This window comes from Pseudoalteromonas luteoviolacea S2607 (assembly GCF_001625575.1).
Classification (GTDB): Bacteria; Pseudomonadota; Gammaproteobacteria; order Enterobacterales; family Alteromonadaceae; genus Pseudoalteromonas; species Pseudoalteromonas luteoviolacea_E.
This window is the reverse complement of the sequence record NZ_AUXV01000073.1, coordinates 144,073-167,935: the sequence shown is the minus strand read 5'-3', so window position 1 is coordinate 167,935 and position 23,863 is coordinate 144,073. Positions and strand designations below refer to the sequence as shown.

Below are 23,863 nucleotides of genomic sequence, written 5' to 3'. Positions count from 1 at the left end.
ATTTTTTGTTAACTATTTTATTCTTAAAAGATTGGAAAAGCGATGTATTAGCAGACAGGTTATTTTAAATAACTTAAATTATTACAGATAGTTACGCAGTGAATAAGCGAACTTATAACGAGGTAAGGGATTTGAAATATGACAGATTAATTTTAGAGATCTTTGATTTTTTTATAACACAAAAAGGCAGTGCCTATACGGTTTTATTCAAATATTGAATATGAATAACGCCTTGATTACGCATTGTGACCAGTAATGTTTGCTTTTCTAATCGAAGTGGGTAGTCACCATCAGGTAAATTTCTTTTGGTCAGGTTATTTAATCCTTCAACCAAACCCAATGTTTCAATCTGTTTAGTTTGCGCGCTAACGCGCTGATGACCTTGCTTTACATAATCTATGCCTTGATCAACGCATTTATCCACCACGGCTTTTGCTACGCGCTTGCCAGCTTCACTTTTTAATGTTTTAAAAAATAACGACTTAAAAATAGCGATAATCATGTTTTTACCCTGCTTTAATAATTTGCGACTATTTTGCCACGCGAAATTATTACACACCATTACACGGATAATTTAAGCAGGATAAAGCCCGTCTGTCAGCCTTTTTGGCCTTACAAATGGTTTCTAAATGTGTCTCTGCGCCCACCGACTTGATATCGGTAAGTCAAAGCATGCTCAGCCTTGCGGACTTTATTTTGATATCTCTCAGTCGCGTACCGCTGCACAAAGGGTCGCACCCTAAAATCATAAAATTTGCTTCACTACCAACACCATTGTAATTGCACATATTGATATGCTGAGCGGCTCCATGCGTCACCGCATTCAATGCTTGTACTAAAGTAATACGCTCTGATGGGTCTAGCGTGCGTTGTTCACAGGTATAGTGCGCTGGCATAGCCTCTATATCACGTTCACTTGCTATTTCAGCAAGCCTTAAGGGAGACAGTGGTTCACTAGGAAAGTTACTCTGCAAACATAAATTACAACCGTTACGAAGCACACTTTTGCACGGTACCAATAGTTCATTGAAATGATAGTCATTCACCCACTTAAATCCGCTGGTTGCAAGCCTGCCCATACTTAACCCCACTGAGGTTTGCTGGCTTAATCTGCTCAGCTGCGCAGATTTTAATACTTCACAATGATCTAATCGTGCCAACTCGTCCATATGACACTGATAGGTTTCATAGGTCGAAAATGAGCAGCGCTTCTGTGGCTCAGATGCAACTAAGCTATCGAACAAAAGCGCCACAAACTGGCTTTGTATCGCAGCTTCAAAATGACAAACACCTTGCATCTTCGCGTGCTCTATAATGCCGTTAAACGAGGCACTAAGCTCACTCAATTGCCAAATAAGTTCATGATCATTAAACGCCCAAGGCAAAATTGACATCGCTTCCGCTGTTACAAAACTGTGCTTACTCACCGATTGAATAAAACTTTTAAACGAGGGTGACTTTCCAAGTGCACTTGCTTTCACCCTGTCTATAAGCTGTGTGTTCACATACGCAGCAGAAAAGTCGCTACTTACAATACATACAGGTCTATCAATATTGAGGGCATCTAAAGCCTGTACGCTCAGTGACTCAAGCGGTTTTCCCCAGTTTAAAAGATAAGGCTCTAACCCAAAGCAAAACAAGCAGCTGCCTTTTGATAGGCTACTGTCTAGGTAGGTGAGTGAATTAGACACATAGTCGCAACTATAATCTTGACTGACTCTAGTCGCTGCGCCACTTAATCCATGTAGCCCTAAGTCCGCGTAGTGGCGACATAATGCTGACTCAACAAGATAGCAATGAACACTCATGCAACTGGGCATTATGGCTTCATTGGACTGTAATTGATGGATCCGTACAAAGCCTTCTGTTTGCTTGATCGTTTTGTATACTTCGTGAAAGTGCCCAACGCTAAGCAATCGTCCATTTTGCACTGCGATAGCCTCGGCCGTTTTAACTGTGTCTGAGAACTCTGTGTATATCACGCTACCATGGCGCGCATCAAAAATGTCGACTTGCTGTTCACTTTCGCTTGAACTTTGCGCACCCAGTGAAGGCGTAAAAAGATCTGGTGTATACTTGTCGGCCAATCGATTAAGCCAAGTTTGAATAAATGGACTCTCCATTGGGTGGCTTTGCAGCATTGGATTAAGAAAGTGCATCCCTTGTCACTCCCGAATAACTTAAAAAACTTGAATAGTGTGTTAGGTGCTTAATATATACGGCACAACTTCTTTAATAGGCTAGTAAACAGCACAAATAAAGAACATTACATATCATTACACTAGTCAGTAAACACAGATAATTACCAGAAACACTCCCTATTTTTTGCAAAAGTATGGCAACTAAAAGCATGTTTACGAAAATCACAGCGTATTTGACCAACGTTTTCAATAAACCTTTGCCTTGGAGCGTTTTAATGTACACTAAGCACTTTGTGACAATAATGACTGTTAAACGAATCAAACACTTGGAAGTGATATGGCAAACTTTTCTACCCACTTAAAGGCCTCTACCATTGTCAGTGCAACACTCAGCTCAGTGTTGCTAAGTACGTCTGAAGTGAGTGGGTTTCAAGCGTTAGGCTTATTTATTGTCGGTGCCTTAGCGGGGCTTCTGCCTGATTTAGACTCAGACAAATCAAAATCACTCAATAGCTTGTTTAGTATTTTTGCCATTTTGGCCGCAGGGGTTTTACTGCTCAATTTTAAGTTTAATTCTATTCTTGAAACTTGGATGTTAGGGCTCATTGTCTATTTGCTGTTTATGTTTGTCATAAAACCAATTTTTGAGCAGTTTACGGTACATCGCGCAACGCTACATTCGATCTCGGCTGTGTGCATGTTTGGCGTATTGGCGTTTCATAGCAGCTTACTTCTTGGTGTAACTCTGCACCTGTCTCTACTCTGTAGTCTTTTTGTTTTTATTGGGGCCTTAACACACCTAATTCTGGACGAGTGTTACAGCGTGGATATCGACAATAAAGAACTAAAAGCGTCATTTGGTACTGCGCTCAAACCCATCGATTTACGTTACCCCGTCACGTCTTTAGCACAAGTTGCTATTACCATAGGCTGCGTCTATTTTGCGATGCCCTATTTTTCGAGTATCAGTGACTTGCTATACACTTGGGCAGACAGGCTCCAATCGATCACGTTTTTACCAAACCTTTCAGACTATGAGTGGCCAATCGAGCTATCTTAATGATAGCTTGAACACCTTGCCCCCTAACTGCACCGGCGATACTGACGCAATGCGCCCAAATGACAACTTCATTGTACAGTTGTAATTACCGCAGGAATTTCATGAACCGCCCTATTTATGGTAAGTTACGCTCTCAAAATTTTTCGTTACCTTAATCAAAGGATATCCGATGGCTGAGTTTTTTAACCAAATCAGTGGCCTGTTGTGGGGACATATTCTTATATACCTATTAATAGCAGCCGGTGTTTTCTTTACTGTCAGACTGGGGTTCATTCAATTTGCCCAGTTCCCTCATATGATCAAAGTTATGGCCAATAGCCGCAATGGCGCAGGTGAAGGGATTTCGTCTTTTCAAGCGTTTTGTACATCACTTGCTGCCCGTGTAGGGACAGGTAACATGGCTGGTGTTGCAGTGGCACTTTACCTTGGGGGTGCAGGTGCAATCTTTTGGATGTGGTTAATTGCGCTCATTGGTATGGCAACCAGCTTTGCCGAAAGTGCCCTGGCACAATTGTATAAAGTCAAAGATGAAGAAGGGAATTACCGTGGCGGCCCTGCTTACTACATGCAATATGGGCTAAATAAGCGCTGGATGGGTGTGTTATTTTCACTGTGTTTAATTCTTGCGTTCGGACTTGTATTTAACGCCGTACAATCAAATTCCATTGCAGCAGCATTTGAAGTGGCATTTGATGTACCTAAATACATCATGGGCATCATCCTCGTTATTGGCTCAGCTATCATTATTTTTGGTGGTTTAAAAACTATTGCACGCTTTGCAGAGTTAGTGGTGCCATTTATGGCGCTCGCTTATTTGCTCGTCGCGTTGTATGTTTGTTTTAGCAACTTTTCTCAACTTCCTGCTGTATTTAAACAAATTATCGACAGTGCCTTTGGTCTCGAACAAGCCGCTGGTGGTGCGGTCGGTTACGCTGTCATGCAGGCGATGATCCAAGGTATAAAGCGGGGGTTATTCTCCAACGAAGCGGGAATGGGTAGTGCCGCAAACGCTGCAGCGAGTGCAACACCTAACCCTAACCACCCCGCCTCTCAAGGATATGTACAAATGCTTGGGGTGTTTGTCGATACGATTATTATTTGTAGTGCTACCGCTGCGCTAGTCTTACTTTCAAATCAGTTAGTTGCTGATTCTGGTGTAACTGGCATTGCGCTGACTCAAGCAGCACTGGTTGAACATGTGGGAGATTGGGGTGCCGTATTTATCGCCATTGCAATTCTATTTTTTGCGTTTACCTCAATTGTTGCCAATTACAGCTATGCAGAAACAAACCTGATTTTCTTACAAGAAAATAAAATGGCAATGATGGTATTTCGCGTGTGTGTTTTGGGCATGGTGATGTTTGGTGCTGTAGGTGAACTTGGTCTTATTTGGACACTAGCAGACATCTCGATGGGCTTGATGGCTATCGTTAACGTTGCCGCTCTGTTTATGCTTTCAGGTATCGTGATTTGGTTAGCAAAAGACTACCGTGCTCAGTTAAAAGAAGGTAAAACACCTAAGTTTGACCCAAGTAGCCGACCCGAAATTGCTAAAACACTCCCTGAAGGAATATGGCATAAAAAGTAGTTTTTAAATGCAAAAAGCGGCAGTCAACCTGCCGTTTTTTATTTCCATTGCGTAACAAGCTCTCTCTTTACAGCGCAGTTCTCAGCCAATATTAGTGGTATTTTGATATCGTCCCATTCCTCTTATCAGCCTAATTAATCCAATTCAGCTAAGCTTGTACAATTCGGGAGAATTCAACAATTGTTATATTATAACATTTCAAATATAATCCCTCCGAATCGTCACATCGCTTTGAATACTTTGGAGCAAGCAATGCAAAATACACGTGCGCCAATTTCGGCCATTCCAACTAACATCATTACAGGTTTTTTGGGGGTAGGTAAGACCTCTGCCATTCAACATCTTCTTTCGCAAAAACCCGAAAATGAACGTTGGGCAATTCTGGTCAATGAATTTGGCGAAATTGGCATTGATGGTAACCTATTGAATGGGCAAAAACATGATTCAGTATTCATTCGGGAAGTGCCTGGGGGCTGTATGTGTTGTGCATCAGGGTTGCCCATGCAAATCGCACTAAACCAGTTACTTAGCGAAGCCAAACCAAATAGGCTACTGATAGAACCGACTGGCCTTGGCCACCCGCTAGAAGTATTGCAATTGCTCTCGAATGACTATTATCAAAAGCTATTAAACTTACAACAAGTTATCACTTTGGTAGACGCCCGTAACACTGAGAACAAGCGCTATACCGATCATGCGACTTTCGTTCAACAAATTGCAATATCCGATGTTGTTATTGGCAATAAACAAGATTTATACGCCCCTCATCACAAAGAAACGCTTACCCGTTATTTATCTGAACGAGGCTTTGATGACAAACACCTGTACTTTTGTGAACACGGCCAAGTGAATAGCCAGTGGTTGTTTGGTCCGACTAAAGCAACGATAAAACCGTCTTGTCACCACCATCATCACCATGAAGCGGACCCAGCAAGAGATATAAATACTCAACCTATTCCAAAAAGCGGTTTCCTTGAGGCTCAAAACGAAGGTGAAGGCTTTATCAGTGTTGGCTGGCGTTTTTCTCCAGAACAGATCTTTGACCGCCAAAAGTTACATCAAGTTATCACTATGATTGACGCAGAGCGTCTTAAAGCTGTGTTTATCACTGCGCAGGGAATCTTTGGCTACAACAAAACAGCTGATGGTATCACTGAATTAGAGTTAGACGAATGTATGGAAAGTCGGATAGAGATCATCGCACAAAAACAGGACTCAAAGTGGCGAGAGAGCTTACTAAGCTGCTTGGTTTAGTGCGCTTGCCGACTAATTATAAAGTCTTTATTTAAATTGCCAGATATTGTTACAATGTAACAATATCTACTCTAGGAGGTAAACTACGATTCAATAACCAACGTCCGCTGTAACTCAGCTTTAAACCAAGTGACAACAAGAAAGAATATAAAATGAAAACAAACACATCATTAATCATTGCGCTACTCGCACCGCTGATATTGTTATCTTCAGCACATGCCTCAGCAATAAAACAAACAAAAGGCAACTTCGAAGACAAATTCCGTCAATTAGATGAAGTACTGCCTACCCCAAATGTCTACCGAAACGCGGCTGGCGAGCCTGGCCAACAATACTGGCAACAAAAAGTAGATTACAAAATAAAGGTATCACTCGACGAAGAAAAACGTCGCTTAACTGGCCATGAGAAGATCACTTATCACAATAATTCTCCCTATCGCCTAAAATACCTATGGGTACAACTGGACCAAAACATCTTTAAAGATGATTCAATTGCCAATATGGCAAATAACTTTGGTGGCGTTGGGCGCAGAGGTCCACTTACACAAGCTGGAGATACAAATAAGCCAGCAAAAATCAGCTTAGGTGAACTGAGACGTCAGCAATTTATGGCTGACAATGAACTTGGCTACGAAATCAGTGCCGTGACAGACAATCGTGGTAAAAAGCTGAGCTTTACCATTGTTGGTACACAAATGCGTATTGATTTACCCAAACCTTTAAAGTCAGGTGACTCTGTGAAGTTTGCGATCGACTTTGCGTTCAACATTGTTGAAGAAGATGCTGTGTCTGCGCGCTCTGGTTACGAGCACTTTGCTGATGATGCCAGACCAGGCGGTAATGACATATTCTTGCTCGCACAGTGGTTCCCAAGAATGCACGCCTATACCGATTATGAAGCTTGGACCAACAAAGAGTTTCTTGGTCGCGGTGAATTCACTCTAGAGTTTGGCGACTACGAAGTCGAAATTGAAGTACCCGCTGACCATATTGTTAGTGCAACAGGTGTACTGACCAACCCAAAAGATGTGCTGACTAAAACACAACGTGCACGCTTAAAAGAAGCAAAAACCGCCAAGCGCCCAGTTTTTATTGTGACTGAAGAAGAAGCGCTCGATAATGAAAAAGCAGGCACCAATAAGCGTAAAACTTGGAAGTTTAAAGCGGACAATGTACGCGATTTTGCGTGGGCTTCATCACGTAAATTCATGTGGGATGCACGTGGCTACCAGCAAGGCGGTGACGAGATGCCGCATGTTATGGCGATGTCTTTCTACCCCAAAGAAGGGGGGGAACTTTGGAAAAAGTACTCAACAGAATCTGTGATCCACACAATGGAAGTGTACTCTCGCTTTTCATTTGACTACCCCTACCCAACTGCTCAGTCGGTCAATGGCCCAGTGGGCGGTATGGAATATCCGATGATCACCTTCAACGGTCCGCGTACAGAGCTTCAAGACGATGGCACTCGTACCTACTCTCAAGCTGAAAAGCGTTTCTTGATTGGTGTTGTCATCCATGAAATTGGTCACATCTACTTCCCTATGATTGTGAACTCAGACGAGCGCCAGTGGACGTGGATGGATGAGGGCCTAAACAGCTTCCTTGATGGTGTAGCAGGACGTGAATGGGATCCAAATATTCCATGGGGTGTAGAACCCAGAGACATCGTCGGGTATATGAAATCTGAAAATCAGGTTCCTATTATGACCCAATCTGACAGCGTTTTAAATTTAGGTCCTAATGCCTATACTAAGCCAGCAGCTGCTTTAAATATCTTACGAGAAGTAATTTTAGGCCGTGAACTATTCGACTTTGCGTTTAAAGAGTTTTCTGAGCGCTGGCGTTTTAAACGCCCTACACCTTCTGACTTTTTCCGTACTATGGAAGAAGCCTCTGGTGTTGACCTAGATTGGTTCTGGCGAGGCTGGTTTTACTCGACCGATCACGTTGATATTTCCGTAGACAAAGTGTACCAAATGCGTCTAGATACGCACGACCCAGATATCGACTTTGCCCGCGAGCGCCAGTTTGAACAAAACAAACCTTCATCGCTTTTTGTTGAGCGTAATAAAGCTGAAGGCAAAAAGTTATGGATTGAATTGAACCCAGATATTAGTGACTTTTACGACGAAAATGATCGCTTTACGGTCACGAATAAAGAGCGAAATCAATATAGAGAGTTTATGGAGTCTCTTAAGCCATGGGAACGCAAAACGCTTACCCGCGCATTAGAAGAAGACAAAAACTATTATGTGCTAGAGTTCTCCAATCTTGGTGGATTGGTTATGCCTATCTTACTAGAGCTAAGTTATGAAGATGGCAGTACAGAAAATCAGTATATTCCTGCTGAAATTTGGCGCCGTTCACCAAAGCAAGTTCGTAAGTTAATCGTGACTGACAAAAACAAGGTGCTAAAGCAAGTTGTTGTCGATCCAGGTTGGGAAACGGCCGACGTGAATATTGAGAACAATCACTACCCTCGTCGTATTATTCCTTCTCGCGTTGAAGCGTATAAAAAGGCGAAAAGTAAGGACAAAGTGAAGCGCGATATCATGCAAGACATCAAAACTAAGATCAAAGCTGACAACCCGCAAGAGGATAAGTAATGGCTAAGCACATTCACCTTTTGGCAACCGTGTTAATGTTATTGATGAGTACCACGCTGATGGCTCACCAACAAAAGGCATCTGAAACAACGGCCTTGTTTAACAAAAATACGGGTCAGCTAGAGCTGATGCATCGCTTTTATCTTCATGATACTGAACATGCCGTGCAGTCACTATTTGATAAACATGCTGACATTCTGAGCTCAAAAAAGACGCAGCAACAGTTTGCCGACTATGTGGCCAAACAGTTTCAGCTTAAAACCCTAAACGGTGACGCCATCAAACTCACAGACGTTGGATTTGAAGTAGACGGTAAGTTTTTTTGGGTATACCAAGAAACGAAACTACCTGAAACGGCAGCTGGCATTAAAATGTTTAACGGCGCACTAAGAGACCTTTGGCCTACTCAGGTCAACATGGTCAATGTCGAAGGCAAAGGCAAAGTTCGCACTTTGTATTTTAGCCACGACAAAACTTGGCTAGTAACGCGTTTTTAGGCCTGTAAACGCCTTATAGAAAAGAGGGAGCCTCCTGCTGGGTCGCTCCCTTTTTTATTCTGTCTTTCAAAAACATAAAAGAAGCAAAACAATACTCAATAAAATCATATCATTAAACTAATCATATCAATTTAAAGGCCTAAGTAGTGCTTGTTACAAAAGTGCGCAATTTAGGCGAACAGAGGCAGTAAAATGCATTCAACACATGCCAAAATGTCCGCTAGCCGTGTGCACCAATAGCGATGAAAATCGCACCCGATAATACCTTGATAAAGCACTCAAACACATTAACCTCGCATTATGCGCAATTAATGTCCAAACAAACCAATTAGTTATTGCCTTTTAAAATAAAATCATTATAGTGACAAACCAAGTCGGCATATAGCGCAGCTTGGTAGCGCACTGTCATGGGGTGTCAGGGGTCGCAGGTTCAAATCCTGCTATGCCGACCAGCTTTTCCTATCCCTATTCAATCACTTACGTGAAAACTACTACTCCTTTTCAAAAATCCATTTGTATTATATTTGTATTTCATTTGTATTATTAATTTACAGATGTGCTTTGCTACGCCTGCTTTTCCATAAAATTAGCTAATCTTTTTCCTCGCTTGCGAAACTATATCCACTAGATTTATACTGTATATATAAACAGTATAGGTAACGTATGAAAGTAATACCCATAAAGGCACAAGCTGGGATCACAGGATTTGAGTCTCCCGCAGCCGAATACCGAGAACTAGGACTGTCTTTAGATCAATTATTAGTGCAACACCCAAATGCAACGTTCATTGGCTTGGCGTCCGGTGATTCGATGCAGGGCGTGGGAATATTCGACGGCGATTTACTTGTAGTAGATAGAGCCGTGCAACCGCAACAGAATGACGTGATAGTTGCGAATTTTAATAACGAGTTTGTTTGTAAATTATTAGACGTTGAGAATCGATTGTTGCGCTCTGCTTCGCCGATTTGTTCGTCAGTAAGAATTAGTGATTGCGATAACTTTCAACTTGAAGGTGTCGTCATTGGCTCTGTTCGTATGCATCGCAGCAATTCGGAATTAACTAAATGTATACACTAGTAGATGCCACTGCATTTTATGCATCTGCAGAGAAGGTGTTTGATCCGAGCATAAGAAAAAAGCCAGTTGTGGTCCTATCGAACAATGACGGCTGTATAGTTGCAGCCTCACCAGAAGCAAGGCGCTTAGGCATTCCCAAGTTCGAGCCATATTTCAAATTGAAGGACATTCTGCAAAAGAATGGTGTAGTTATTAAGTCGTCGAACTATGAGCTGTATGCTGATTTGTCAGATAAAATGATGAACGTCATTAATCAGTTTAGCGACAATCACTATATCTACTCTATCGATGAGTCATTTTTGAAATTCGACGGCTACGGCGATGTTGTTAGCTCTTGGTATGACTACGGCCACTTAATACGCCGTTCGGTTTGGCGAAAAACAAAACTACCTGTAGGCGTAGGCTTCGGCCCTACTCCAACATTGGCAAAAGCAGCAAACCATGCTGCCAAAAAGTTCCCTAACGCTACTGGCGTGGCTGTGATCGATAACGAACAAAGTCGCAGGCAAATACTGTCTAAAATGGGTGTTGGTGACGTTTGGGGAGTTGGGAGAAGACTAACTAAAAAGCTGCAACTATTCGGCGTCGAAACAGCGCTCGACTTAGCAAAGCAAAACCCGAGGCTCATGAGGCAACAATTTAGCATTGTGCTCGAGCGCACAATTACTGAATTAAATGGCAAAGAATGCTTGTCGTGGGATGAAGTAAAGCAGAGAAAGAAAGAAGTTTATAGCACAAGAAGCTTTGGTGAGCGGGTTACTGAGCCTTTCTCTCTCAAAGCATCACTCGCTTCGCACTGTTCTATCGTCACTAAAAAGCTAAGAAAGCAAAACTCATTGGCAAAACGCATCGTGATTTTTGCCCACAGTTCGCCACACGAGAATGACTATTTCAAAAAGTCTTTCATTAAAGAGCTTCCAGTTGCCTCAAATGATGCAACTGTGTTCGCTAATGCTGTAGAGAGTTTATTTAGCCAGCTATATAAAGCAGGCGTTAGGTACTATAAAGCTGGCGTAGGAGCTATCGAGTTGGAAGACGATGTGTTTCAACAGTCTGATATGTTCAATCAATCGCAAGATAAGCCAGAGCTCATGAAGTGCTTAGACGAGATAAACAGCAGATATGGCTCTACTGCTGCTTGTATTGGCTCAGAGCTACAAAGTAAAAACTGGGAAATGCGCAGAGAGTTTTTGTCTCCGCGCTATACAACAAGATGGCCGGATATTCCGGTTATAAAGTGCTGATATCTTCCACAGAAAAAGTGGATAAGGTGTAACCCTGTTTTGACAACGCGCAATATTCCAACATTGAAAGGTGTTGATTGGCTTTGATGAAAAAAAATACAAAATGTAGGTAAAATAATTTTACCTACAGTTAATTCCAACAGCAAACAACATTGCATTAAAAATCATCAAGGAGAACACCATGGAAATTCAAACTTACCTAAACGATGTATGCGCTTTCGATGCTACTCAATTCACATCAGAAAAAGAAGTGAAAGCGTATTTCACAGAAGAAAACTTTATTGCCATGTTTGGTGACGCTGAAACCGATTTCGCAATGGACCAGCTTGCAGATTCAGCTATTGGGCTTTGGGAGGACTTCCGCGCGGGAAAGTAGCGCAGTTCTCGGAGATGCTGACGCAAGTCGGGATTTCCCAGAACGAATTTTGCAGACGAGTTGAATACACCAAACAGCAAGTAATAAACTGGAAAAAAACAGGCCAATTCCCTGCGTGGGTTTGGTGGGCCCTTAAAGGAATGGAAGGCAAATGAATTTAGATAACCAATTAACTGAACTAAACGCTGAGTTGCCAAGCGAACATCAATTGCAGTCATTTACAACGGAGGAGCTGAAAAAGTCATTTCAAGCGTCCCTAGGGGTATCTGTTAAGCTATTTGAACATATGGCCAATGTTTGGAGGGAGTTAGACCGTCGCGGCGAAAACATGGACGAGTTTAGAAAAGGAGCCATGCTTTATATCGAGATGATAGCAAATAAGCGCTTAATGGCAGAGCTGGCTTTTAAATATGTTGGGCAAAGGGGCCTCTTAAATGCTCTGGCTAATTTACCGCTAAGGCTTCAGAGTAAACTAGCAAAAGATGACGTTGTTGATGTGGTTACTAACAACAATGGTGAAGCGCAAAGCGAAAAACTCAAGCTTTCTGAAATTCCCGCTCAGCAGCTTTCCAGAGTGTTCAGGGATGGCGCGATCAGAAGCGTATCTGAACAAAAAGAGCTAATAAAGCGATCTGTAAATATTAAAGCTAAGACTAGACCTAGAACTATTAAAAAAGTTGAGGTTCAAGATAATGCCTTGGTAGTGGGCAGGACCAGAATAGATATTGATTCGGCGCTCGCTGCATTAAGTGAGCATTACGGTGTAGATATTAAATAGCTGATCCAAAATGACGCTTGAAGGGAAAAAATTTGGTAAAATGACAGTGATTCAGCATGTTGGCTGCAAGCTCAATAGGAAGCGAGAAAAGCTCTGGCTTATCCGTTGTGATTGTGGGCGAGAGGAGGTGTATCCAAACAACTGGATCCCCTATTGCGAATCTCATGCAAAGTCTCATAGTGCAAAGTATGCTTGCATCCCTTGCATGAAGGGACCTTGCACTGTGTGCGGAGGGCCAATTACTGATCCAAACAAAACCAATATATGCTCACCAGAATGTAAAAAAATCGACGCAAAAAACCGCTCGTTGGCGATTTACCATAAGAAAAAGGCCGATGACCCCAATTTTTCACAAAAAAGGGCTCAGCAGCGGCTTGATTATCTTGAGCGAAACCCTGATGCAAAAAGAAAGAGCAAAGAGTACGCGCGAAAGCTAAGCGCGCAAAGAAGGTTGGATCCTGAGTACAGGGCGAAGCAAAAGCAAAACTGGTTAGATTGGTACGATAGAAATAAAGACCATGTGAAGGCGTACTACAAAGCATGGCATGAAGAAAACCGAGAGTGGGTGAATGAGTATTTGCGAGAATACAAAAGACAAATGCCCGAAGAGCAGAGAAAAAGGTATTACGAAAGAGACCGCGCTAAACTATTACAGAAGTTAAGAGATGATCCAGACTACTACAAAAGAGTTCTGGCTGGGCAAAGAGCAAGTAAGCAAAAAAGCGCTCAAGAGAAAGACATTGCCGAGTTGCTCTCTATGTTTCAAGTTATCGAAGAAAAGCTGAATGAATAATTGCGAAGCCTCACCAGAGGCTTTTAACTTACCTCTGCGCAGCATTCCAATATGACCAGCCGAATCAACACTTCCAGTTGATATTTATTCTTTGTGCTGTGTTGGAATGAAGATTAATTGAAATGGTAATTAGAACCTGATGTTCTGGTGTACTTCAAACGTTAGTATCATTTTGATAATATAAGGATAAGCCTGATTTGGCGGTTAGGATTAAAAATGTTTCTCCGTTGTGCATATTACAGCGGTTAAGTTAGCTGTACTAGCTCATACCTGAGCTTACAGTTTCAATGAATAGGTTTAGATTTCTTCTGACAGACAGCGATGATCGAATAACGGTCGCTGACAAAAGCAACGCCAATAAACATATAACATGACCAAGCCTGCACTTTTGCTGATGAGTATGGCACGTTATGTAAAATTTTATTTGGCTCGATTATCTCAATCCAATTATAAATTGCTAGGTCAAAAAACTACTGTTAATCTACTGAAAGTATTAAATAAGATTACTTATTGGTATGGAAGTTTTAGGTTGTGGATAACTTCCTTAAATCAAAATGCACACTAATAAGCTGTTAGTTGCCTTTACAAGGAGTAGTAAAAATGTCTGAGAATGGATTTGGCCATACTAAATCATCAACGGTGGACGTTGTAAGACATAAGTTATGAGGAGTTCATTCAGGTATGGGATGCTCCATTTAAAACTCCTGGCAGAAAGATTATCCTCACGTATGTTCGTAAAGGTGATGAAATTTCAAATATATCTAAATTTGAGTATCCTGAAAGTGGTGAATTCTCTCGTGTCGTAATCAGTGAGAACCAAGTTGAGAAACAGTATAGAGAATACAAACGTAAGTATCGGATAGAAACTTTACTTCCAAATGGAAACGTTTTAGTTAGTGATGAATTAAAGGGACTTTTCATAAACTCAATGTTTACGGAAAACTTTGATTTCGAAAGCTATCTCATACAGGAAAAAAGCTAGGCGATAAAGCTGTGATGAAAAAGCAAACACAAAATCAAAAATACCTCGTTGCAACATACCAAAGAATTGATGATAAAGAGCCTAAGCTTGTTAAAGTAGAAGAGTACTTGGGAAAAGACATAGTACAAACAAAGCTTATTAATAGCCCAATCGGCAACTAACAAGTTAATTAAACAAGGCGTTAGCGACTAAATATGACCCCTCCAATTAGATTAAAGCCAACTAAATCAACTATTAGGAATTTTATATTATTCTCGTCTATAGGTTGTTATCTATTTATCATTGTTTTTTTTCTATACAATGGAGTGGAAATATCTCAACTAGTTGACCATAAGGGAGTTGTTCTAAGTGTTTTTTTGTTGCCACCGCTACTCGGAGTTATATTCTCAATAGTTATAGTTCTTACTGCGCGTGTTGAAATACATAAAGAAGGCATCTTCCGTAGAGGGCTAAATAAGTATGGATTCAAAGATTTGATACCCTGGGTTAATATATTGGATGCCGAAATTATAAATTTTAATCAGGGACGGTTTTTAAAGTTACGTATTAGGTATAATAGAAATGTTTTATCAAGAAATGGCTCAAAAGCTATTGATACAACAAATATTATGCTTAGTGTTAAATTAGCTCCTTACCCAGATGACGAAATACTTAAACTCATGAAACTAGCAAGGTATGGTCGTCGCTAAGAATTGTATAATGTTTTTGTAAACTTACAGGGACATTTATACGAAAAGTTACCATTGTCTGCTTCTGGCACATATGCGGCTGTCAGATTTGATTGAGTTCTATTATTCGAATTTGACAGTTCATGTTAAAACTTATTCAAGTTAGCGCAGAGAATTGATAACCCTCTGCACCTTTCTTAAACCACACGAGGTGGATCTGGAATGCTACCAGGACCATGTTTTATGCTTAGGCCAAATCCCACCGCCACCACTTGCAGCACTTGCGGATGCTGCAAAAAAACAACATCAAATTTCATGGTTAATCCCTTCGGGTTTCTCCGTAATAAACCTTACTTTAACCGTTCAAGCCTTATAGCGTAATGACCGTATGTTATATGTACTCTAAAAATTTCAGTATGAGGATATTTCTGCTTGATTATCAATTTGATTAACTCAACCTGATCTTCTGGCATTTTCTCCCCAATGAATAACATCCTCAAGGCTTCAGGTGAGTATTTCTTTAAGCCATATTCATTTGTAAGAATTCTACGCTCAACTTCATTTAAAAAGGTTTCGTGCTTACTGCTAAGTGCTTGAAATACTGAATCACGCTCAATGATACTATTATCGGCATCTGATAATTGAAGCTTAGGAGGGCTAACATCATAAGCTACAGAGTTTGACGCAAAATACCCTTCATTCAGCTCTTTAAGACTATGTATTAGCATTCCTTCATCGAAACACATCAAAAAACCTCTGAGACCATCAGCGTAATGAGACCACATTGGTAAATTAGCGACATTCGAATCCTCAATCACAAATTGTTCCATTGGGATGTCCGAAGACATGGAAAGTACACCATTACTTCTTTTCATATCGTCAAGGAGAGTGTTGGCAAAGTCTTTTATAAGTTTCTTCGCCTGCTCCTTGAACCGTTCTTCTCCTAGTGACATATAAGTTCCAATAAATCGGGAATTAATGTCTGGAACAGACCCAGGTTTACGCTCATCAAAAATCTTTGCATACTTCTTTGTTTGCTTTATAAGCTCATTGATATCTGCCGAATCTAAAATAGTATCAATATCAAATGTAGCTTCGAATGGATCGTTTAAATCATCAAATTTTGAAAACCATAATGTAGCATTTGCTAAGCAAGTGATTGAGTTTGTGTTCATTTCCCTGAACTTATATAAATAAGCCTTCATTGGAGCTTCCTTTTCAGTGTCTTTATTCATATCTACCTTATTGGTTTTATAATCTTAACTATTAATTTATTAGCTGGATTTTAATGCGCTTAGCGCGACCTCTACCGCCTTATCTATCGCCTGCCCTTCATTTTTCACATCACTAAAGCAGGCCTTAATCTCTTTTAGCCCATCTTTAGTTGCTGGTTCTACATATGCATCAATGCGCTTCTTTTCTTTTTTCTGTGCTTCATGATGTGCTTTTCTAGCCGCAGCAATTGAGGCTTTTCGCTCATCTTTACTTTGCGCCATTAACTTTAACTCTTTATTCAAACTAACTTAATCCTATATCAATTTACCGTGTAAACAAAATAATAGATAAAAATGTTTACACGGTAAACTTGTTTTGCTAGATTTGTTTCCACGGTAAACATTCGAGGAAATGATTCAATGCTGATAAGTATCAATAGTTATTTTTGTGGTGCGGGGCTATTTGATAGCGGCTTATTAGATGCAGGTATTAATATCAATCAGGCATTTGAGTTAGACCAATCAAAAGGGTCAGAGTCGTTGATTTAGTCCAAACGCGATCAAACCTCGCCTCGACACATCACTAATATCAGTTCTGATGCATATAAACTGGTGTAACGAGCCAAAGAAGTCAGAGTTAATGGCGTCCTCAATTGAATTGCCACTTTCTTATTACAACTGTGATAGAACTTGACGTCTTTCCTTGTGACATTCAAAACATAAACTCAACTACATTGATCCTTTTGATTAATGGCTACTATTCACTTTGAATAGTCTTGCTTAGTTCACGTTTAGCATTTAACTTGAGTTAAAATTCAAACGATATAAAAGTAACGTACAAGGATGCAAAGTACATGAAGATTCAAGAAATAGAAGAAAAAAACTGGCTTGCTATTTTAAGCATTCAAAATGATGCTTACCATCAAGTTGGTCTAGAAGAATTAGATGTACTCAAATCTAAGTATGCCGCTTCACCAGATACTTGTTTTGCCTGTGTTTCAGACCAAAACGATGTATTGGGCTATTTGTTGGCGCACCCATGGAGTGGAACTCAACCACCAAAATTATTTGAGCCACTGCCAGATATTGGCAATAGTGATACCTTATTTCTACATGATATGGCAGTTAGCTCACACTCAAAGGGAGTAGGTATAGGCCGCCAAATGGTTAAAGAGCTTATAAAAGTCGCTTTACAGAAAAAGATTAAGAGAATAACTCTTGTTGCCGTTCAGGGCGCTGATAGCTTTTGGTCATTGCTAGACTTCAGAGAAATATCAAGGGCAACCATATGCCCAAGCTACGGCGAAAGCGCGGTTTTAATGGAAAGAGTATTAATCGCATAGTAAGGCCATTCAACTTAGTATTTAAGACAAATTTGGTAGACTAACCCATTACTCTGCCCCCTTTGATTTTGGTATTTTTACGAGGTATTTAACGTTGTTCAGATTCGCAATATTACTCCTATATGTTGGAATAATGGGTTGTAGCTCATATCAACCGATTGACGGTTCGCCTCATACTGGGGCTCGCGGATATTCTGAGGAAGTTCTAGCCGAAAAGACATTTCTTGTGCGTGTTGATGGTAGCAATAATGAACCGTATAAAAACTTAAGAATAAAATTAGCACGTAGAGCCGCTGAACTCTGCCCAGGTTCATTTGAAATATCAGACTACACTATGAGGCAAGGTTTTGTAATTCATGCAAAAACAACACACTGGCCATATGTAACCGCAAAATTGATTTGTACCAATCTTCCGATAGATAAATCCGTGTTAATTAAAAGCGATGTATAATTAATAAGTCAACAATGACGCCATATACGTGGTTAGCGCTAATACTAGGCGATACTTGCTAAATGCAAAGATATTTAATGAACTTTGAAGCACTGTACAGTGAGTATACTCAGTGACTCGACAGTTCATTGAGTACAAAGGCAATGTTATGCACTCTTCATTGCCTTTGTTATGAAAGTAAATTAGTTACACGGACTGAAAGACGCGCTACGTGAGTAAGATCTTTTCCAAAAACTGTCGTAGTAAGACCATTCTGCCGTGTCATTATTATGAAGCGGCACAAAATCATCTATACGGTCAAAGGAGTTTCCTCCAGTGCTGGATGACGTATTTCGTACCAACTCGGTAACACGCTCAACTGTCCCGCCTGAACGACAATTTGTATACCATGCGTATTCCGTTGTGTAATTGTTTATACGATTTGTATACAGCCAATACACTCTATTTTTAATGGAGATAAACTCTGACATAGAGTCATTTACGCCTAGTGGCCAAGGCTGATATGTCGCATACTGTGTAACACGCGTTCCATCACAATAATACGCACCTTTATTATTAGATACTTCATATTCACATTGATGTTCAACATGGAACCTAACTCTACCACGCGAAGACGTAAAGCAATTTTGACCATTCTGATCGCATACTTCAACTTCTATAGTTTGAGTACCGCTCATCGTATTTGGACCACGCACATCATTCATTGATGTCAGGCCACTACGATATTTATATTTAGGTTGACCGTTTGGCTTATATACATAGAGGTTATAGGTTTGATTTGGGAACCTATTTGGGTAGTATCTAGACCAATCAATCGTAACTGATTCATTTAGGTTTATATTCGATGGTGTCGCTTTGACATAAGAAGCAGATGCATTGGCGCTAACCACTGACAAAGCAAATGCGGCAGTTAAGAACTTCAATTTATTATACATATTTCAAATATTCCTTTTAATTATTGAAACTGCATTTTATACAAAATGTTAAAAATGTAAATATTCCGCTCTTTAAATGTAGTTTATCTTCTCGTTTACAGGGTAACTTTAGCATGTAGCAACATGGCAAAGACCGAATAGATAACAGCTGCACAGTAGCGCACTGCTGAAATAGCAAAAGTAGTAATGACTTGTCGCTTATTATTTCTTTTTCTTATCGCTTTTACGTTATTCCTTTTGTTCGTATTGCTTTTAAAGAGTAATAAACTGTGTGCACCTATGCATTCATTGCTTATAAGCCCTACGCCCTCCACATTCGAGAAATAACATATTGCTCTCATCATATCGGGCATTCAGATAATGGAGTGTAGAGATGTAAAATGACAAAAAGAATAAATTGTAGTTACCCGTCAGAGTTTCATGATCATGAAATAGGCTATAGCGTTTCAAAAGCGCAGCACCTACAAGGACCTTAAATAATCCATTATACAATTAATAAGCTCTGTGCTTATAAACGTTGGTATTACAATACAGTAAGCAATCTTATTGATGGTGAATATTAAATCTGCCTGATGCCAATAGCTCTGAAGTACCGTGCCACAGGTAAAACGAAAAACCTTATTTAAACATTGAAAAGCCACCAGCACGACACTGATAGCTTCCCTCGGCTGCTACGCTGTACTAGCCTCACTAGCTTACCTCACCTCTTGCATCAACGCATCGGCCAGCATTGACGTACTTTTCACTAAAGTGCAGTGCTAACTTAGGTTCGATTAGTTCCACTTCCATTAACTGTGGCCAAACTTGGAGGGTAATAAATCTATGCATGCGATTAATGGGCTATCGGGTAACACATCTAGCACGCTCAGGGCTAATCTCTGCTCGCCAGGTGCAGCACGTCTAGCAACTGCGAGTGTATTAAAATTTATATCCAATATTTAAAATTAATTTCGCTTCCTTTTCTTCTTCAACCACTTCAGAGCTGAAAAGAATAGAGGATTCGTCCGTTTCAAAATAACCAATGCCGGTTCCCAACTCCCAACCCGAATTGTGAAAGCCATTGACATGGTAGTTATAGTTTAACGCGACATAATCTGTATGTTCCCCAAGTACTTGAAACATTCTGCCCGTATTGAAACCTAACGCGTGGTGCATATCTTCTGACAGTACGTATTGCATTCCAGCAGACACACCGAAAAGACCTAAGCCAGCGAAATATTTGCTCTTTTCCTGTTTTATTGCAGCTTGAACCCCAATTAGGCCACCATATTGTGTGCCTATTCCAGACGAAAACTCAAAATTCGTCGCATGTGATGAAAATGACGCGAGTGCAACTGTTAACGGAAAAATGACTTTCAGCATTATTTAGCTCCTTATTAATGCCCATAAATTATCAACTAATTTATTTGACCATAAAAAAGGAACGAACTTTATACTTTTATGACATAAATTCAATCATATAACAAAAAAAATTAATCATTTAATTTAAATAATCAGGGTGGATTTTAAACAAAAACACTGCTAGGTAAACATACTATTGGCTAACACAGCTCAATAGACCGTCTACTTAGCCATAATCTCTCCTTTACTAAATAGCGCTACCTCCTTTCACTTTACACTTAATCAAATTAGGTAAGATGTTATAACAAGTATAAAAAAGATGATTTATGATGAGTAGGCGAGATCTGTTGATTGGAGCCGGCTATAGCCTGAGTATGTTAGGATTATCCTCATACTCAGCAATTCCCAAAGCCACACTAAATAAGCAAAGCCGATACGCGCATTACAAGTTACTCATATCGTCAATGGACAGGGTCACCCACATAGTTGTTGAGCTGCGGCCCTTTAGGCCTCAAGGGTATCGCCTAGAGTCGGAGCCGCTCGGAAATAAAACTCTTGTCCATATTACGAAGAAAAGCTAAGTAATAGCCATGCCATAACTCGCGGCATGACGCAAAGCAACTCAATTTAAAGCTTAAACACAGCTTTTTGGCCGGCTCCAATAACCTGTTGCTTTGGTTGCACTAAACTCACGTACACTCGACCTAAAGACTTGGGTAGCGAAAGGCTCACGGCTGTTACGTTGTTAATGGGTGATTTGCACCCAAGTCTGAAGTAAGCTCGCTTATGATGATCCTTTTGCAATTCGCCCAGTTTGCTTGGAAATTGACTCACTTTGCAGTTAAGCTTCGTGCCATTACTGCTCAAGTTTGTGTGCTGTAATATCAACTCCTTCAGCAAGGTAACTTTTTCCGAATCAGTCTGATTGGCCAGCAAAACCCGTTCCGTGTCACCCAGAAGCCACGCCTCGTTATTATGTAACAAAGCCAACCAATGAGAGAAGTTTGTATTTACTAAAACATCTAACTGGCCACTTCTTAGCGTGATTGTCGCAGTGGTCTCTTTCAACGCATGACTGCTGGCAACCATACTTGTACTCAGTAGCCATAACGTCATACAGCTGAAGATTATTTTTTTTGTTTTACTCATCGACAGTATGTCCCCGTTTGAATTGCACCATTATTTGAAATTGCTTTCATTTCAAAATCATAGCAGTTAGCCTGACTTTTGCTTGGCGTGTAGGTTACATAGTAGTTTTCACCTTGATAGTCGTAACTCATGGTTCTTTTACCATCACTGTCAATGGTATGGGTCAAGTTTTGTACATCACCTGCTGGTGGACGAAGATCACCCCGATCGCCGCCGCCAGATAAAGGCGCAACTCGCGGTAAAATAGCCGTGTTAACCTCACCGACCAAGCATTGAAAAACATAAGGTGGCGAATTTGATAGATGGTATCTATATCCAAAGTCTTCGTCAGGCAAACCATTACAAAGCTCCAAATCTCCATCTGAAATAGCACTACCATCGGGGTGGTTAAACCCATACAGCGGGTAGCCATCATATCCCCAACCAATAATTGTATCGTCACTGCGATTTTCCATAGCATCCATCATACAGGTAGGTGCTGCGTGATAATGGTAATCATCACCTCGCCCCGCATGCCCGCCACAATTATCTAACTGGCCAAGTTTCACCGTATCGATATTTGGATCGTAATTAAATAAATCTAATTCTCCAGCAGCTGAGTAGTCATAAATAGGCACACCGTTAACGGCCACTCCTAGCGCTGCGTCAATGGTTGTTGGGGTTGTAGCTGTATGCGGCTCAAGCTTAATCGGTGCAGCATAGCCAATCGCGGGCACTGGGATCTGCTCATTAGTCGCGGTTATCCCATTCATCAGATCATGATCTGGATAAGTATCAGACGTGATGTACGCATAGTCAGCATCACATGTCACAGTAACGTCACTCTCTGGCGACAAAGAGACCGATTGAGTAATACGTTCGCACCGTGTCAGCTCGACCTGTGCTTCATCATTAATTGTGTATTCAAATGTGAGTGTCGCATTCAGCTCTCCGTCGCTGTAAGTCACTTGTTGCTGATAATTGCCATTGGCTAAATTCGAAATGTCTATGCTCTGCGGCGTTAAAGTCACGGCATCTCCATTTGAATCGCTGCAAGACAAGTAACTGGCAATATTCAGACTTTCACTACTTGAGGGAATACTTGGCTGATTCGCTTGGCTACACTGTGGAGATTGGTTAGTAATTTGATATTGCAGCTGCACAGAGGTTTGCCCTCCTCTGCCATCCGACACCGAAATGCTAACTGAGTAATCACCAGTTGAAATATTGTCACTCTCTATAATCGAGGGCTCAAATGTCAAAGTGTCACCATCTGCATCAGTACATTGCAAAGAGCTGCTTACAGATACACTCCCACTGCCCCTTGGCGTGACCAACTGATTGGGTGAACACGACGGTACATTATTTTGTTCGCCAGTTACATTTGAGCCATCATCAGAGCTACTACTGCCACCACATCCAGCTATTAGCAGATACAAAATAGACATTGCACTTATTTGCACCACAGCTTTCGCCATATCACGCCCTCTTTATTTGTAGTTGTTTGGTAAAGATAGGATATTTTATTCAGGCTACATAAAATCTGCTGAAAACACTATTGTGAAATGTGCAAAAAATAAGGAAGTTTGATATGCATCTAAAGGTTAAGGTAAGAAAAGCGTTGAGTTATTGAGTAAATCTTAGTTAATAAACGAGGCCAAGCGCTATTGCATTGCGCCTGACCTTACGTTTTAAACCAATAAAGCGCGCTACAGCTCAGCCTCCAATATTGCTAATGCCTTTTCTTCCGCTTCGTCTACATTACCATCAGCCTCAATGACTTTGACTACCAGCTCTTTGGCAAATCGTCTCATTGGTTCATCTACAATATGATGTATGCGATGCCTGATAAAAGACTCTATGTCATTTTGCTGAACTGCAAGCACTGACTTACCTAAACTGTCTTCAAGGTAGTCTTCAATCGCTATGCTTGAATTCCACTGAAGGCTTTTCGCCCAGTCATAGACCACTTGCTTTTCACTTTCGTCTATCTCTCCGTCGACACCAATAAACAGTAAGGCGATGTCTAACAAGGACTCTTTTTGTAGTTGGTCAACACAGATACCCGTATCAAAGTGACTTAATAATTGCTCAAACTTCATTTTTTCTCCTTACTAATTGACCAAATAGTTAACGAAGGCAATCGTCAGTGACATTCGATTCCCTTGTTTAAGTTAATCTAGATCTCTACGTTTGTCATAGCGAAATGGCGCAGTTTAGACGACTGCCATTTTTATTGGGATGAATTCGCCTGTCAGATCACTTCAGTCCCAAAGTAAAGAACCACCTTATGTAGTACATTTTTGAGTTAAAAAATACATATGAATAATAAATACAGAAAGTTAGGGCTCTAACTAAATTGGACAAATCATTTTATTTTTATA

General features: G+C 40.7%; 25 protein-coding genes and 1 tRNA gene. 16 read left to right on the top strand and 10 right to left on the bottom strand.

Annotated features, from left to right (window positions below; translation table 11 throughout):
• Positions 1 to 193: 193 nt before the first annotated feature.
• Entirely contained in the window at positions 194 to 502 is a 309-nt protein-coding gene (locus N480_RS24210; protein WP_063375005.1) for a hypothetical protein, read from the bottom strand.
• 163 nt (positions 503 to 665) lie between these two features.
• Positions 666 to 2,159: a hypothetical protein gene (locus N480_RS24205; protein WP_155732956.1), complete on the bottom strand. Its 1,494-nt coding sequence runs from the start codon at positions 2,157 to 2,159 to the stop codon at positions 666 to 668.
• Between the two features lie 319 nt (positions 2,160 to 2,478).
• Between N480_RS24205 and N480_RS24200 the strand changes: the two genes are divergently transcribed.
• The 13 genes from N480_RS24200 (at position 2,479) to N480_RS24145 (ending at position 15,088) form a co-directional block, all read left to right on the top strand.
• On the top strand, positions 2,479 to 3,201 hold the full coding sequence (locus N480_RS24200; protein WP_063375003.1) for a metal-dependent hydrolase: 723 nt from the start codon (positions 2,479 to 2,481) through the stop codon (positions 3,199 to 3,201).
• Between the two features lie 169 nt (positions 3,202 to 3,370).
• Positions 3,371 to 4,789: an alanine/glycine:cation symporter family protein gene (locus tag N480_RS24195; RefSeq protein WP_063375002.1), complete on the top strand. Its 1,419-nt coding sequence runs from the start codon at positions 3,371 to 3,373 to the stop codon at positions 4,787 to 4,789.
• Positions 4,790 to 5,041: 252 nt separating this feature from the next.
• The gene (locus N480_RS24190) at positions 5,042 to 6,043 is read left to right on the top strand and encodes a CobW family GTP-binding protein (protein WP_063375001.1); all 1,002 of its coding nucleotides are present in this window, start codon (positions 5,042 to 5,044) and stop codon (positions 6,041 to 6,043) included.
• Between the two features lie 152 nt (positions 6,044 to 6,195).
• Complete coding sequence (locus N480_RS24185) at positions 6,196 to 8,652, top strand: M1 family metallopeptidase (RefSeq protein ID WP_063375000.1); 2,457 nt, start codon at positions 6,196 to 6,198, stop codon at positions 8,650 to 8,652.
• Positions 8,653 to 8,663: 11 nt separating this feature from the next.
• The gene (locus N480_RS24180; protein ID WP_419554968.1) at positions 8,664 to 9,149 is read left to right on the top strand and encodes a DUF6702 family protein; all 486 of its coding nucleotides are present in this window, start codon (positions 8,664 to 8,666) and stop codon (positions 9,147 to 9,149) included.
• Between the two features lie 375 nt (positions 9,150 to 9,524).
• Positions 9,525 to 9,601 (top strand) — tRNA-Pro (locus tag N480_RS24175).
• 211 nt (positions 9,602 to 9,812) lie between these two features.
• Positions 9,813 to 10,226 carry a LexA family protein gene (locus N480_RS24170; protein ID WP_063374998.1) on the top strand — a complete coding sequence of 138 codons (414 nt, stop codon included), beginning with the start codon at positions 9,813 to 9,815 and terminating at the stop codon, positions 10,224 to 10,226.
• The gene (locus tag N480_RS24165; RefSeq protein ID WP_063374997.1) at positions 10,214 to 11,470 is read left to right on the top strand and encodes a Y-family DNA polymerase; all 1,257 of its coding nucleotides are present in this window, start codon (positions 10,214 to 10,216) and stop codon (positions 11,468 to 11,470) included. Before N480_RS24170 ends, N480_RS24165 begins: the two co-directional genes overlap by 13 nt.
• Positions 11,471 to 11,651: 181 nt before the next feature.
• Positions 11,652 to 11,846 (top strand): hypothetical protein, encoded by a 195-nt coding sequence (locus tag N480_RS24160; protein WP_063374996.1) that lies wholly within the window; start codon positions 11,652 to 11,654, stop codon positions 11,844 to 11,846.
• Positions 11,847 to 11,997: 151 nt separating this feature from the next.
• On the top strand, positions 11,998 to 12,624 hold the full coding sequence (locus tag N480_RS24155) for a hypothetical protein (RefSeq protein ID WP_063374995.1): 627 nt from the start codon (positions 11,998 to 12,000) through the stop codon (positions 12,622 to 12,624).
• 40 nt (positions 12,625 to 12,664) lie between these two features.
• The gene (locus tag N480_RS24150) at positions 12,665 to 13,417 is read left to right on the top strand and encodes a hypothetical protein (RefSeq protein WP_155732955.1); all 753 of its coding nucleotides are present in this window, start codon (positions 12,665 to 12,667) and stop codon (positions 13,415 to 13,417) included.
• A gap of 996 nt (positions 13,418 to 14,413) precedes the next feature.
• The gene (locus N480_RS25555; protein ID WP_155732954.1) at positions 14,414 to 14,560 is read left to right on the top strand and encodes a hypothetical protein; all 147 of its coding nucleotides are present in this window, start codon (positions 14,414 to 14,416) and stop codon (positions 14,558 to 14,560) included.
• 144 nt (positions 14,561 to 14,704) lie between these two features.
• Entirely contained in the window at positions 14,705 to 15,088 is a 384-nt protein-coding gene (locus N480_RS24145) for a hypothetical protein (RefSeq protein ID WP_155732953.1), read from the top strand.
• A 329-nt stretch (positions 15,089 to 15,417) separates the two neighbouring features.
• Here the strand turns inward: N480_RS24145 and N480_RS24140 are convergent, their stop codons facing one another.
• On the bottom strand, positions 15,418 to 16,302 hold the full coding sequence (locus N480_RS24140) for a DUF2971 domain-containing protein (RefSeq protein WP_063374992.1): 885 nt from the start codon (positions 16,300 to 16,302) through the stop codon (positions 15,418 to 15,420).
• Positions 16,303 to 16,341: 39 nt separating this feature from the next.
• Positions 16,342 to 16,584 carry a hypothetical protein gene (locus N480_RS24135; RefSeq protein ID WP_155732952.1) on the bottom strand — a complete coding sequence of 81 codons (243 nt, stop codon included), beginning with the start codon at positions 16,582 to 16,584 and terminating at the stop codon, positions 16,342 to 16,344.
• 117 nt (positions 16,585 to 16,701) lie between these two features.
• Here N480_RS24135 and N480_RS25960 point away from each other — a divergent pair, with 117 nt between their 5' ends.
• The 3 genes from N480_RS25960 (at position 16,702) to N480_RS24125 (ending at position 18,075) form a co-directional block, all read left to right on the top strand.
• Positions 16,702 to 16,830, top strand: a complete 129-nt coding sequence (locus N480_RS25960; RefSeq protein ID WP_269201076.1) for a hypothetical protein — start codon at positions 16,702 to 16,704, stop codon at positions 16,828 to 16,830.
• Between the two features lie 305 nt (positions 16,831 to 17,135).
• A complete protein-coding gene (locus tag N480_RS24130; protein WP_063374990.1) occupies positions 17,136 to 17,624 on the top strand; it encodes a GNAT family N-acetyltransferase in 489 nt (162 codons plus the stop codon).
• 133 nt (positions 17,625 to 17,757) lie between these two features.
• On the top strand, positions 17,758 to 18,075 hold the full coding sequence (locus N480_RS24125) for a hypothetical protein (RefSeq protein ID WP_063374989.1): 318 nt from the start codon (positions 17,758 to 17,760) through the stop codon (positions 18,073 to 18,075).
• A 182-nt stretch (positions 18,076 to 18,257) separates the two neighbouring features.
• On the opposite strand, the gene N480_RS24120 is transcribed toward N480_RS24125, so the two are convergent.
• The 6 genes from N480_RS24120 to N480_RS24100 all read right to left on the bottom strand — a co-directional run bounded on the left by N480_RS24120 (position 18,258) and on the right by N480_RS24100 (position 23,581).
• A complete protein-coding gene (locus N480_RS24120; RefSeq protein WP_063374988.1) occupies positions 18,258 to 19,010 on the bottom strand; it encodes a hypothetical protein in 753 nt (250 codons plus the stop codon).
• A gap of 690 nt (positions 19,011 to 19,700) precedes the next feature.
• Positions 19,701 to 19,838, bottom strand: a complete 138-nt coding sequence (locus N480_RS25550; protein WP_155732951.1) for a hypothetical protein — start codon at positions 19,836 to 19,838, stop codon at positions 19,701 to 19,703.
• Positions 19,839 to 19,928: 90 nt separating this feature from the next.
• Positions 19,929 to 20,372: a hypothetical protein gene (locus N480_RS24115; protein WP_063374987.1), complete on the bottom strand. Its 444-nt coding sequence runs from the start codon at positions 20,370 to 20,372 to the stop codon at positions 19,929 to 19,931.
• A gap of 606 nt (positions 20,373 to 20,978) precedes the next feature.
• The gene (locus N480_RS24110; RefSeq protein WP_063374986.1) at positions 20,979 to 21,500 is read right to left on the bottom strand and encodes a hypothetical protein; all 522 of its coding nucleotides are present in this window, start codon (positions 21,498 to 21,500) and stop codon (positions 20,979 to 20,981) included.
• Positions 21,497 to 22,957, bottom strand: a complete 1,461-nt coding sequence (locus N480_RS24105; RefSeq protein ID WP_063374985.1) for a YHYH protein — start codon at positions 22,955 to 22,957, stop codon at positions 21,497 to 21,499. The genes N480_RS24110 and N480_RS24105 overlap by 4 nt, the downstream gene beginning before the upstream one ends.
• A 231-nt stretch (positions 22,958 to 23,188) precedes the next feature.
• Positions 23,189 to 23,581, bottom strand: a complete 393-nt coding sequence (locus N480_RS24100; RefSeq protein ID WP_063374984.1) for a hypothetical protein — start codon at positions 23,579 to 23,581, stop codon at positions 23,189 to 23,191.
• Positions 23,582 to 23,863 lie beyond the last annotated feature (282 nt).